The following is a 13,062-nucleotide window of genomic DNA, read 5'->3' as shown; positions in this document are numbered from 1 at the left end:
GGCGCCATCTTCCTGCTGTTGTCAGGTGCCATATGATTCATCATTTGAAGGCATCCAGGGATTCGAGATCGTCGATCGCCGTGGCAATCCGGCGAATGAACTCAAGTGTCGTGTCGCGCGGCTGCATGTCCGGCAGTCCCGGCGGCGGGGTCAACGTGACCGTCCACCAGGTCAACGCGGTCATCAGCTGTTGCCGGTAGATCGTCCAACCCTCGTCAAAGCCGACTTCGGGCCCGCCCGCGGCGTGCAACTGCGTCAGGTACAGCTGCACCAGTTCACGCTCCCAGGCACGCCGGTCTTCCGTCGTCAGTGCGGTGGAAATGGTATAGGCCAGGTCGCGCCCCCAATGCCCTCGGCCACAGCATTGCCAGTCGCTCAGGCCCATTTCGCCGTTGCCGGCGACGTACCAGTTCTTCAGGTGAACGTCGCCATGCGCCAGCGTGTGCGGCCCCTGTTCATGTATGACCAAGGATGCCAGCGTTGCAGGCCAGATTTCATCAAAGCGCCGATAAAGCCGTGATGGAATGACCGATTCCGCCGCCAGAAACCCCGCGTTCGAGCCTTCTTTCATGCCAAAACTTTGGGTGTTCTTGAAATAATCCGACCAGTTCAGATATTGCTGCAGCAATTCCTGCAACTGAGGCGATGCGTAACCGCGTCCATGATATTCGGCCAGCAGGCGCATCTGGCTTTCGGCACGCGCTCTGGACATGGGCGTCTTGTCGGTACAGAACTCGGTGACTTCGTCGGTCAGATCGTTCAGCATGATCATGGAGTTGAATGACTCATGATTCATGTTGGCGTAGTAGCTGCGTGGCGCTTCGATGTTCAGGTGCGGACGGATGTTGCGATAGAACAGCACCTCGCAGCGGATACTCCCGCCCATGCCAAGCATGGTCCGGTTTGCCAGATCGTGTGTCGCCTTGCAAAACACCGCGGCGGGCAGCCCCGCCGCCTTGCCTTCTGCGTTGTACTCAAGATAGATCTTTCTGCGATTCGACGATCCATTATCAACCGGGCTCAAACGATGGGCCACAACCCGTGCGCCTGGCTGCGCCTTGCACAATACATTCGTGAGCCATTCGTCGGTAATTGATTCATACGACAAAGGCAGATCCGACTCCAGGACCGCGACGTCACCGGACTGCATGTCTTTTTCATAGGCCGCCTTGATGCGATCCGACATATTCGTTTCCATTGCCTGTTCCTTCCATGATTTCACTAAATTTTTTCTATCTACCGCAACCGCGCATCCGCGATGATCAAGTCTGCCGCACGCCAGCCAGTTGCCATGGCTGGGCCGTTGGTATTTCCTGAGATTAGACCCGGCATGATGGAGCAATCGACCACCCGCAATCCATCTACACCACGAACGCGTAACCGTTCATCCACAACAGAACTTTCGTCCCGGCCCATCCGGCAACTCCGCACAGCATGCGTGCCGCACATTGCCAATCGACGCACTGCCTGCAGGATTTCCTCATCGGTCTGATAGTCGGAGCCAGGCTGCATTTCCTCTGCGAGAAATGGCGCCAGTGCGGGCTGTGCCGTGTAACGCCGCATATAACGCACCAGTTCTACCGCAGAGCGCTGGTCTTTTTCATCCGAAAGCCAATTCGGCGCGATGGCGAGTGGCGCCTCTGTCCGGGATGACGTGATCATCACCTTGCCTTCGCTTCTGAGTTGAATCAGTTGCCCATATAAGGTCATGCCTGCCAGATGCTCAACCGATTGCATCGGTGCCGGGTTATTGCTGTCTTTGGGAACATCCAGTGTCATGCCGCCGATGTACAGTTGCGCATTAGGCCGCGGCTCCGCCGGATTGGTCTTCAAGAATGCGCCGACCTCGAGTGGACCGGTTGCGAGCGGGCCAGTCTTGCGAACCAGATATTCCATCGCGCTGCGAGCCAGCCCCAGCCCATAGAAACGATGGTTGATTCCACGATCGCCCTTCAATCGATAAGTCAGTGAGACGCCGAGATGTTCCAGCAAGCGCGAACCGACGTCGGGGCTATCCTGCACCACCTTGATGCCGAGTGATTGCAGCAGCGGTCCGGGCCCGATACCCGAAAGCTGTAAAAGCTTTGGAGAGTTCACTGCGCCGGCCGATACGATGATTTCACCGGCGCTTTCATAGGTAATGCGCTGACCATGGAGATGGCACTCGACGCCGCTTGCGCGTCGGCCATCAAACACGATGCGATCCACATGGACGTTGGTCTGAATTTTCAGATTGGATCGGCTGCGCACCGGCTGCAAAAAGGCGACTGACGCGCTCTGGCGCTTGCCATTCTTGATATTGTGGCAGTAGTAACCGACGCCTTCCTGCTGCTCGCGATTGAGGTCTTCCCTGCGCTCAAGTCCCATTTGCTGGCCGGCTGCAATCATCTTTTCGGCCAGCGGGTAGCGGAACTTGCCGGTGCTGATATGCACCGCGCCGCCTGCGCCCCGCAGTCCGTCATCCCCCAGTTCATGATCCTCGATCGCCCGGAATGCCTGCTTCATTGCCTGCCAGCCCCATTCCGAACCGGCTTCCCGCTCCCAGATGTCGTAATCCTGCGGCTGGCCCCGTACATAAATCATGCCGTTGACGGCAGATGACCCACCCAGCCCGCGGCCCCGTACCCATTTCTCGTTGACGTTGACGCCTTTTTCGCGCTCTTGCTGCACCGAATACTGCCAGCTATGCCTGGGATCGCTTACCAGCTTGCCGATCCCCTTCGGCATCTGGACCATGAAATTGTCATTTTCCCCGCCGGCTTCCAATAGCAGGACTTGGCATTTTGGATCGACCGAGAGCCGATTTGCCAGGACGCAGCCGGCTGAGCCTGCGCCGATGATGATGTAGTCATACTTTGCATCCATGCTTTCACGTCTCCATTATTTTTTTGTTTGCTAGTGTAATATACCTATGCATAACAATATCATGAACCCCAGGAAAAAGGTGATGCCACCATGACGTCGCCCAACTTCCATAGGTCCTGTCCAATTAATCACATCATTAAAGGGAAATAACTATGCTGACCGGAGTGAATGGCATTCATCACATTGCACTGTCGGTGCCCGACCTTGCCGTGGCACGCAATTTTTACGTTGATCTGCTTGGGTTCGAGGTAGTGGGAGAGATGAGCTGGGACCAGAGCATGTCGGTAGGCAAGGATGGACCCGCTAGCGCTATCGATAACATCCTGGGGATTAAGAGCAGTTCCGCCAAACAGCTTATGTTGCGCGCAGGCAATTTATGCCTGGAATTCTTTGAGTTCGCCTACCCTTTGCAGACGCCTCAACCCCCTGACAAGCCGGTGAACACCTATGGCTATACCCATCTGGCTCTCGATGTAACGGACATCGAAAGCGTCTATCAACGATTGCTGGCAGCTGGAATGCGCTTTCATGCCGGACCGCAAAAGGGGCCTGGCATGTCCTCGACCTACGGGCGCGATCCATTCGGGAATGTGATCGAACTGCAGGAACTCTATTCCGACAGCCCAGTGCCTGGTGTGTGCCCAAAGCAGGCATGATCAAGGTTTCCACACGGCTGTTTCTTGATAATGAATGTCGAAATACTTTGATAAGAGAAAATACCTAAGCCCATGAAAAATTTTCAAGCAGGTTCCCCAATCGGCGTTGGCATCATCGGCGCGGCTCCTGGCCGCAGCTGGAGTGCCATTGCCCACATCCCCGCACTCCAGTCCCTTTCCGATTACAAGCTGGTGGCGCTCAGCACCACCAGGCTCGAAACTGCGCAAGCAGCCGCCAAGGCACTGGGCGTGCCGCAGGCTTATGGCCATCATGCCGCGCTGATTGCCAATCCGGAGGTTGACCTGGTCGTGGTTACCGTCAAGGTGCCGCATCACCTGGAACTGGTAAGCGCAGCACTCGACGCAGGCAAGATGGTGTATTGCGAATGGCCTTTGGGAAATGGTTTGCAAGAAGCGATTGCCATGGCCGAGCATGCGCGACGCCTTGGTGTGCGAACCATTTGTGGCACGCAGGCGCGATTTTCCCCTGCGGTTGATTACGTCGCCGAACTGATCCGCGATGGTTATGTCGGCGAGGTGCTGTCAAGCACACTGATTGGTTCGGGGGTCCAGTGGGGCGCCTTCACCGACCCTGCCAATGCCTACACCGCTGACCAGAAAAATGGCGCCACCTTGCTGAGTATTCCGTTGGGTCATGCACTGGATGCGCTGCGCCACATTCTGGGGGATTTCAGCGAAATATCCGCAACCCTCGCGCACCGCCGCAACAGCATACTTTCACTGCCGGACAAGATTGTCCATCCCCTCACGGCAGCAGATCAGATTCTGGTCAACGCGCTCCATCAAAACGGTGCTGCGACTCAAATACTCTATCGTGGCGGCATGTCACGCGGCACCAACATGATGCTGGAGATCGTCGGCACGGAGGGGGATTTGCGCCTGACCGGCGACTTTGGTCATCTTCAGATGTGTGCGCTGGCGCTGCATGGCGGCCGTGGCGACGACACTTCGCTGCAGCCCTTGACGGTCCCGCCCAAGCATCGCTGGGCGCCGGACAACCTGCAGGGACCGGCCATCAATGTGGGCCAACTGTATGCGCGCTTTGCTGCGGATTTGCGTGATGGGACACATCTCACCCCGGATTTCGACTCCGCTGTCCAGGGTCACCGCATACTGGAAGCCATCGAACGATCAGCCGATCTTGGCAACCGGGTAAAACTATAGCATCGCGCCGAACGCCATAGCACAGGGGGAACGGCAAAAGGCGTTACGCCTTTACTCGATCCCCCGCTCGTCTTTAATGGAAATCAGATTGACCTTGATGAGTGCCAGCATCTCAGACAACTTTTGCCGCTCCGGATGACTCAGGCCATTCAGAATGCGCTCACTCATTTCATGATTGGAATTGCGCATTTCCTTGATGATCTTAACGCCTTTTTCCGTCAGATAAATGCGTTTAACGCGCCTGTCGGTTGCATCAGCCTTGCGCTGAAGGAAGTCCGACATCTCGAGGCGATCGATCAATCCGCCGAGGGCCGCCTTGCCCAACTCCAGCGTGTCAGCCAAATCGCTCTGGATCATGCCGTCATGACGTGAAAGATAGGCAAGCACCCACCATTGGGATCGCGTGACGCCCAAAGGCTTCATGAATTCATCGAAAACGGTACGCCGCAGCCTGGAGACGTCGTGCATCAGAAAACCAAGACGCGTATCCCAGTTTATTTCATCCGGTGCCCGCTTGGTTTTCGGCTTTGGGGTGCCAGCCGACGGCTTTACCGACCGGCTTGACGATTTGTCGGTTTCGATATAGTCCATATCTTTCCAGTAGTCTTTAATATTTAAAACATAATTCATTAATGCCAAGAGGCTACCCGACGATGAACATGATATGCATTTGCAATGTATATCCTATCTCATTGGTTTGATGCTTCAGCATACGTATATTCCTACCATATTCTATCATACGATAAGGCAGCGAATAAACACATTCCAATATATTATCAATATAATATTGAAATTATGCAATGCCGAATCGCATTCCCAGCTGCAGCACACGCTGCGCCTGTTTCAGATGCGGCATGTCAATCATTTTTCCCTCGATGCCGATCGTGCCCAAGCCTGGATTGCTGTCAAACGCCTCGACAATGCGCCTGGACCAGGCCATCTCTTCCTGGCTGGGTGAAAACGCCCGATTGATGATGTCAACCTGATTCGGGTGGATCGCAATTTTTCCGGTAAAGCCGGCGCGGCGCGCCGATTTCGCGTCCGCATCGAGTCCGGCAGGATCTGAGAAGTTCCCAAAAATAGTATCGATGGGTTGCACCCCGGCTGCGACAGCCCCCGACAGGCAAAGGGCACGCGCCAACTTATAAACGGTATCGTACTCGCCGTCCAGACGGCGGTTGGTACTGGCGCCCAGCGCTGCGGCAATGTCTTCCGCCCCCCAGGTCAGGCCTGCCAAACGCGCGCTGCAATCGACGTAACTGTCGAGTGCAAACAGGGACTTTGGAGTCTCCGTCGCAACGGGGATGATTCGAATTGATCCTTGCGGCACGCCCTCCCGCACTTCCAGCGCATCGAGATAGTGAGACAGTTGAACAATCTCTTGCGCGGAATCGACTTTGGGCAGGATGATACCGTCTGGCGCTCCGGCCACGACGGCAAGATCCAGCAATGCCGCTGGCGTACTGAGCGGATTGATGCGCACCCATAATTGCTGGCGACTACGGTCGGTCCGCGAGCGCAGGTACTCAAGCACCATTTCCCGGGCGATATGCGTACGAGAAGGCGCAACGGCGTCTTCCAGATCGAGGATGAGCGCATCGGCTTGCGTGGAAATCCCCTTTTCCAGTTTTCGCTCGCTGTCTCCTGGCACGAACAACATCGAGCGCAAGGGCGCGCCATGGATACCGCTATCGTTGTTTGTCACAGCTGTTAATGCAGGCATCTTGCCTCCTTTTTAATTTTGTCCACTTCAGCGCAACAGCGTGGCCGAAATAATGTTGCGCTGAATTTCGTTTGAGCCTCCAAACACTGACCAGCAGCGCGCATAGAGGTACCCATAATTGACGGCAGCCGCCTGTATCCACGGCTCTTTGGCGTTGAGACCCTCGCCGCCGACGCGATCCTCGGCGCGGTATGCTGCCCCATGCGGCCCCAGCGCATCACGCCAGAAAATTGTCATGCGTTGCAATAGCTCGCTGCCGCGAACCTTCAACACAGAAGCGCCAATACCATCGTCCCGACCCGCCATCCACTCGTCAACATACTCGCGTTCGAGCGCAACAAGCGCCGTAAGCGATGCATCCAGTTCGGCGAGAGCTGCTTCCTTCAGCGCTCGCTGATAGGGAGACAAGGCTTGCGCATACTGGCGCAGCGTCACCTTGATCTGCTGCATCATGCGCATCTTGCTGCCGGTATCCGCGATAAAGCTACGCTCGCGCGCCAAGAGAAACTTCGCCAGCTTCCAGCCATCGCCTTCCGCGCCGACAACGTTCTTTGCCGGCACTCGCACATTATCGAAAAAGACTTGATTGGTATGATGGACGCCATCCAGGGTAACGATCGGCTCGACCGTGATGCCCGGCGTCTTCATGTCAATCAGCAGGAAGGTGATGCCTTGTTGCTTGCGCGCGGTTTTTTCCGTGCGCACGAGACAATGCATCATGTCGGCCCAATGGGCTTCCGTCGTCCACATCTTGGTACCATTCACGACGAAAAAGTCGCCGTCGCGCACGGCAGTAGTCGTCAATGCGGCGAGGTCGGAACCCGCGTTCGGCTCAGAGTATCCCTGGCACCACCATGTGTCGCTGCTAATAATACCTGGCAGATATTCCCGCTTTTGCTCTTCGGTACCAAACGTATACAGCACGGGCCCCACCATGTTGACGCCGTAAGGAATAATAATGGGCGCCGCGTTTAAGGCACATTCCTGCAAAAACGCATGTTCCTGGCGAACCGACCAGTCTGAACCACCGAATTCTTGCGGCCAGGCGCCTGCAAACCATCCCTTCCGATGCAAGGCCTGCTGCCATGCGACATAGTCCGACTTTGACAGGTACAAGCCGTTTTCTACTTTGTGCCTGGTTTCACTTGCAAGATTGTCGCGTACGAATTGCCGGACCTCTTTGCGAAAGTCGATTTCATCAAATTCGTTATGTGATTGAGGTACCAATTCGCTCTCCTGATTTTCAATCTGTTGCAACTACGCCATTCGCTCACTGATCCCGGTCAAGCGGCGCCATTTCAGGCCCCACCCAGGTGCGCAGCATTCTGGTCACCGCCACCAGCCTGGCGTTATAGTGACTAACGCCGAATTCTTCCGTCAGCCCCATCCCGCCGTGCATTTGAATGGCCTCGTGTCCAATTTTTTCCGCCGCCCGTTCAATGACTGAGGTTGCCGCGAACCGTAACCAGGCTTGATCCCCTGCCGTGCCGTCATCAATGCTCCGCGCAAGTGCGCGCGCAATCGCCCGTGCTTCTACATACGCGATATGCATGTCAGCGAAACGATGCTGCAGCGCCTGGAAGCTCCCGATATTCACGCCGAATTGAACGCGTGCACGCAAGTATTCTCCCGTCATTTCGACCAGGCTCGCCATCACCCCGACAGCATCGCTGCAATAGGCGCTGACAGCGCGCGTGCGCGCCATGTCGAGCGCACGTTTCGCAGAATCCCCTTCCAGCCAGACAGCGGATTCCGGCATTACCTGACCATCAAACAGCATGTCGCCAGCAGGAAGACCATCTATCAGCTGAAAATGTTGACACGCCGCCGTGGCATGCTTGCGAGGCACACGCAGGATAAGCGGATTGCCGCTTTCCGCATCGACTGCTGCGATGAGCCAGACATCTGCCTGCGCGGCGAAAGGCACTACGGCAAGCCGCCCGTACACCGCATATCCGGCAGCTGTTCTCTCGCAACGCAAAGCATCAGGCAAGCCCCCACGAGCACCCAGCAGGATGCTGATGCAGCTTCCCCCAATGAGTTCTTCAATCAGTTCCTGCCGTATCACCGCGTTCGTGCCGTCGGCGAGAATGCTCCCGGCAATCACGGCACTCTCGATGAATGGCTCAAGCAGCATCCCTTTTGCGAGGGTTTGCACAATATCGGCAACATCGGATCCGCAGCCGCCGAGCCCGCCCAATTCTTCCGGAAAAGGCGCCGCCAGAATTCCCAGCTCCGCCAGGACCGGCCAGCATGAAAGATAGTCGATCGGGCTTTGTGAAAGCCGGGCGCGGCGCAATCCCAGATCATAGGATTCTGCGACAAATCTGCGCAGAGTGGATTCAATGATACTTTTCGATTCGGAATCCAGCGGTGTGTAGGTCATGGCTCTCCAGCCTTATCAATTACAGGCAACGTACTCTTGCTCGAAAAATCGTCAGGACTACTTGACGGCCGGACGACGCTGCATCAGCGCTATGCGCTTGCACGTCGCAACCACTTCTTCGCGCTGGTTATAGGCCGTATGGTTGAATACGACGATGCCATTATCCGGACGCGACTTGCTTTCGCGTTTTTCAAGCACGGTCGATTCAACACGAATCGTGTCGCCTGCAAAAGTGGGCTTGGGAAACCGCACCTCATCCCAGCCAAGATTGCCGACCGTGGTGCCAAGGGTTGTATCACCAACAGATATGCCAACCATTAAGCCGAGCGTAAATGCGCTATTCATGAGCGGCTTCTTGAATTCCGTGGTTTTCGCATACTCAACGTCAAGATGAATCGCAGCCGGATTGTGCGTCATCGCACTAAACAGCACATTGTCTGTTTCCGTCACAGTACGCCGAGTGTCATGCTTAAAAAGCTGACCAACTTCAAATTGTTCAAAGTACAAACCTGCCATTCGAAACCTCTCAGTTTTTTTACATCGATTAGCAACCGTCCCTGCCGCGCCATCAGCAAGGACTGCACGAAATATCCACCCGACAACGATGGATGCAATAGTATGCATCCATAATATATCTAGATCTACCACTGCGCAATATTTATTACGTGGATTTCGCGCTCAATCAATACGTTGCACTATGAAAACGTGGAACGTCGAATGCTGCACAGCACTATATTTCATGTCAAAGAAAGTACGAAATTTTAAGTATGCAAAGATAATTTATGTCTATAATAAAAAAACGGACTGATTACTGCCACCCAAGAGCAGCTAGTGCGGAAAAGGGGCGCACCAAGATTGCGCCCTTGAAAAATGGACGGAGACAATCATGAAAATTGCTTTGCTTGCTGCAGTCGGATTACTTTTGGCCTGGCGTTTCTTTGGCATGGAGGCGCCCGACCAGGTCGCGGCCGAAGTGCAGCGGATCAGCTGCGTACAGGTTGGCGCTTGCGGCCGGGGGGGCTGGGAATCCATGTCCCAAATTGCACAGCGCTGATCAGTATGGCGGTGCCAGGTGCATTGGGCACCATTCTGGCGCATAGCCCACACCGGGCGTCTTCCTGGTTCCTCGCCAGTGGATAACATCGTCGACAGGTGACAGCGGCGCAACGAGCTTGACAATCAGCGTTTTCGGCGCTGGAACGCCTTGCGTCTTATCAATTCCCCCAGCAATAATTCTCCAAATTCAATAATTCATAGCATATGATATGCTACGATATTGAATATTCGTCAGAATAGCTGACTGCAGCGTCATGATCCTCGCTCACTTTTCGGGCGTCGAGTGAAGCTTGCCTATACTTCGATTAATTGATTCTTATAGCGATCCGCCCAAATCATGAACCTGAAAAAATTACTTGAGAAAAATTTTCCACCGCTCGAGCACCATATTACGCCGCGTGACAGCATGCTTTATGCGTTGGGCATTGGTATTGGCGATGCGCCCTGCGATCCGAAGCAACTGCAGTTCACATACGAATCCGGCTTGAAGGTCTTTCCATCGCAGGCAAATGTCATTTCCCATCCAGGCGGCTGGGTACAAGATCCCGCAGTTGAAATCGACTGGATCAAGCTCCTGCATGGCGAACAGTCCTTTGAGATTCATGCGCCGCTCCAGGTCAACAAGACTTACGTCGGCACTTTCCGCATCATCGATGTGATCGATAAAGGGGTGGGGAAAGGCGCCATGCTGTTTATGGAGAAGCAGCTGCGCGACAAGGAGTCCAATGAACTGGTTTCTACGGTCACCTCAACCTATGTATTGCGCGGCGACGGCGGCTCCGGCGGCACCACGACAACGGCGCCAGTGCCCCACCCGATTCCTGAACGTGCCCCCGATACCGAATGCGTATTGTCGACGCTGCCGCAAGCCGCACTGATTTATCGCCTGTCCGGCGACTACAATCCGATCCATGCCGATCCGGAATTGGCACGCAAAGCGGGATTCGAGCGGCCTATCTTGCACGGCTTGTGCACGCTGGGTGTTGCAACCCGCGCAGTACTCGATACCTGTTGCGATAGCCGTCCGGAATTGCTGCGCTCATTGAAGGTCCGCTATTCGGCCCCTGTCTACCCGGGCGAAACCATTGCAACCGAAGTATGGCGAGACAAAGACATTGTCAGCTTCCGCTCGCGCGTAGTAGAACGCAATGTCGTCGTGCTCAACCATGGCCATGCCATCGTTGGCCAGGCATGACGCCACAAAGAAAATTTTAATTTATTCGCTGATCGCCTGTCCTGGAGAAATTGCATGTCTTACGAGCATTACACCCACCTCGCAGTAAGGATCGACAATTATGTTGCGACTGTGTCGCTCAATAGACCGGAGGTCTTGAATGCGGTTAATGCTCAGCTGCATCATGAACTATCGACCATTTTTTTCGCACTCGCCGAAGATCCTGCGGTTTCGGTCATCGTTCTGACAGGCGAAGGACGGGCATTCTGCGCTGGCGGCGATCTTGACTGGGTACAGGAACTGTTAACGTCGCCGCGTCCCTATCTTGAAAATATCATTGTCGGCCGAAAGATTGTCATGGGCATTCTTGATTGCCCGAAACCAATCGTTTGCCGAATCAATGGCGATGCCATTGGTCTGGGCGCAACCATTGCCCTGCTCTGCGATATCACCATTGCAGTTGACACAGCCAGCATTGCCGACCCGCATGTGCGGATCGGTCTGGTTGCCGGCGATGGCGGCGCGTTGATTTGGCCGCAATTGGTCGGCTACGCCAAGGCGAAAGAATATCTTCTCACCGGCAGCCGTATCAAGGCAGCCGAAGCAGCACGCATCGGACTTATCAATTACGCGGTCAACGCGGATGAATTGGATGCCACTGTGCAACAGATGGTCAGCAAGCTGATTTCAGCGTCGCCTACGGCAATCCAATACACAAAAATGTCCGTGAATGTCCCGTTGCGCCAGATGGTCAGCAGTGTCCTGGAAAATTCCCTTGCTTACGAGGGTTTGACCATTCTGCAAAATACCGATCTCAGTGAGGCACTGGTCGCCTTCCGTGAAAAGCGGCCGCCGGTCTTTAAGCGCGGTTGAGCGTGCCCCGCATGCAATGCTGCGGGAAGCCGGAAATGCCTTGTGTGATCGTTAATTGCCGTATTGTGGAGCCAAATCATGTCTGAAAACCTGAAGTATTCCGTAGAAGACCGTATTGCCACCATCGCGATCAATCGGCCGGAAGCGCGCAATGCGATCACGCCTGAAATGATCGCGGAAATAGTCCGGCTCGTGCGCCAGGCCGATGCCGATCCTGCTGTGAAATGCATCTTGCTTGACGGTGAAGGTGAACACTTTTGCGCCGGAGGCGACGTCAAAGGGTTCAGCGAATTCCTTGCCATGCCGGCCGATGAGCGATTTGACACTTTTGAACGCAAGCTTTTGATTGGGAATCGCTTGCCGAAGGCTATTCTTGAAGCTTCAAAACCGGTCGTCGTTTCTGCGAAGGGCGCTGTAGCGGGGGCGGGCATGGGCATTTGCCTTGCGGCCGACTTTGTCATCTGCGGTCAAAGCAGTTATTTTCTGGCAGCGCACATCCTGATCGGGATTTCCCTCGATTGCGGCCTGAGCAGTCTGCTGGTCGGCGCGATGGGAATCAAGGCGGCCAAGCGGCTCGCTTTTCTCGGCGAATCCATCCAGGCAAAGGAAGCACTGGAACTCGGCATCGTCACCAGAATCGTGCCTGACCATGAAGTAACGCTGACTGCCACCACGCTGTGTCGCCGGCTTGCCAATGGTCCATCCACTGCGCTTGCGGGAACAAAATCTTTACTGAACGATGCGGCCTATCCGACATTTGTCGAACTGATTGCAAAAGAGGCGACAATGGTCGCCCGCGCAACTGCGCAGGATGACTTCCGTAAAGGCATTACGGCTGCCATGGCGAAAAAGCCAGCGCAGTTCGACTAACAAGCTATTTCGATAGGGCGGCTTGCCAAATAGGTATCCGCCCGCCCCCCCTCTTTGGTCAAGATGCAGTCCGCAGACTTGACTGCCGGCAGATTCTTATATAATTTGGATTTGCATGTTACCGAACATTGCATTGCATCAATCAATGCAACTGAACGTCGCGATCAAATAGAAATCAGAAATTATTTTAGTATCCCAGGATACTAAAATATATCAAATTAATTTCCAGCCCCATCCAACACTGTGCCGCCGCAGAGCGTTGCAGCGAACAAAC

General features: G+C 54.9%; 13 protein-coding genes. 6 read left to right on the top strand and 7 right to left on the bottom strand.

The features are described from left to right. Nucleotides 1-40 precede the first annotated feature (40 nt). Nucleotides 41-1,198, bottom strand: a complete 1,158-nt coding sequence (locus D3878_RS17685) for a phosphotransferase family protein (RefSeq protein ID WP_119786692.1) — start codon at nt 1,196-1,198, stop codon at nt 41-43. A 38-nt stretch (nt 1,199-1,236) separates the two neighbouring features. Next, nucleotides 1,237-2,865, bottom strand: a complete 1,629-nt coding sequence (locus tag D3878_RS17680) for a GMC family oxidoreductase (RefSeq protein WP_119786691.1) — start codon at nt 2,863-2,865, stop codon at nt 1,237-1,239. Nucleotides 2,866-3,017: 152 nt separating this feature from the next. On the opposite strand from D3878_RS17680, the gene D3878_RS17675 reads away from it, so the two are divergent. Continuing rightward, nucleotides 3,018-3,521, top strand: a complete 504-nt coding sequence (locus D3878_RS17675) for a VOC family protein (RefSeq protein WP_119786690.1) — start codon at nt 3,018-3,020, stop codon at nt 3,519-3,521. A gap of 72 nt (nt 3,522-3,593) precedes the next feature. Then, nucleotides 3,594-4,706 carry a Gfo/Idh/MocA family protein gene (locus D3878_RS17670; protein ID WP_119786689.1) on the top strand — a complete coding sequence of 371 codons (1,113 nt, stop codon included), beginning with the start codon at nt 3,594-3,596 and terminating at the stop codon, nt 4,704-4,706. 51 nt (nt 4,707-4,757) lie between these two features. On the opposite strand, the gene D3878_RS17665 is transcribed toward D3878_RS17670, so the two are convergent. From D3878_RS17665 to D3878_RS17645, 5 genes are all read right to left on the bottom strand, one after another. Next, entirely contained in the window at nt 4,758-5,297 is a 540-nt protein-coding gene (locus D3878_RS17665; RefSeq protein ID WP_119786688.1) for a MarR family winged helix-turn-helix transcriptional regulator, read from the bottom strand. Between the two features lie 202 nt (nt 5,298-5,499). Continuing rightward, the gene (locus D3878_RS17660; protein ID WP_233556378.1) at nt 5,500-6,429 is read right to left on the bottom strand and encodes an HpcH/HpaI aldolase/citrate lyase family protein; all 930 of its coding nucleotides are present in this window, start codon (nt 6,427-6,429) and stop codon (nt 5,500-5,502) included. A 27-nt stretch (nt 6,430-6,456) separates the two neighbouring features. Continuing rightward, nucleotides 6,457-7,686, bottom strand: a complete 1,230-nt coding sequence (locus D3878_RS17655; protein ID WP_233556377.1) for an acyl-CoA dehydrogenase family protein — start codon at nt 7,684-7,686, stop codon at nt 6,457-6,459. Between the two features lie 13 nt (nt 7,687-7,699). Beyond that, on the bottom strand, nt 7,700-8,815 hold the full coding sequence (locus D3878_RS17650) for an acyl-CoA dehydrogenase family protein (protein ID WP_119786687.1): 1,116 nt from the start codon (nt 8,813-8,815) through the stop codon (nt 7,700-7,702). A 57-nt stretch (nt 8,816-8,872) separates the two neighbouring features. Continuing rightward, complete coding sequence (locus D3878_RS17645; protein WP_119786686.1) at nt 8,873-9,331, bottom strand: MaoC family dehydratase; 459 nt, start codon at nt 9,329-9,331, stop codon at nt 8,873-8,875. Between the two features lie 370 nt (nt 9,332-9,701). On the opposite strand from D3878_RS17645, the gene D3878_RS23880 reads away from it, so the two are divergent. The 4 genes from D3878_RS23880 to D3878_RS17630 all read left to right on the top strand — a co-directional run bounded on the left by D3878_RS23880 (nt 9,702) and on the right by D3878_RS17630 (nt 12,788). Then, complete coding sequence (locus tag D3878_RS23880; RefSeq protein ID WP_158592306.1) at nt 9,702-9,869, top strand: hypothetical protein; 168 nt, start codon at nt 9,702-9,704, stop codon at nt 9,867-9,869. A gap of 339 nt (nt 9,870-10,208) precedes the next feature. Next, complete coding sequence (locus D3878_RS17640) at nt 10,209-11,066, top strand: MaoC/PaaZ C-terminal domain-containing protein (protein ID WP_119786685.1); 858 nt, start codon at nt 10,209-10,211, stop codon at nt 11,064-11,066. A gap of 54 nt (nt 11,067-11,120) precedes the next feature. Next, a complete protein-coding gene (locus D3878_RS17635) occupies nt 11,121-11,918 on the top strand; it encodes an enoyl-CoA hydratase/isomerase family protein (RefSeq protein WP_119786684.1) in 798 nt (265 codons plus the stop codon). A 78-nt stretch (nt 11,919-11,996) separates the two neighbouring features. Next, complete coding sequence (locus D3878_RS17630; RefSeq protein ID WP_119786683.1) at nt 11,997-12,788, top strand: enoyl-CoA hydratase/isomerase family protein; 792 nt, start codon at nt 11,997-11,999, stop codon at nt 12,786-12,788. Nucleotides 12,789-13,062: the final 274 nt, after the last annotated feature.

This window comes from Noviherbaspirillum sedimenti (assembly GCF_003590835.1).
Lineage (GTDB): Bacteria > Pseudomonadota > Gammaproteobacteria > Burkholderiales > Burkholderiaceae_D > Paucimonas > Paucimonas sedimenti.
This window is presented reverse-complemented; position numbering and strand designations above follow the sequence as displayed.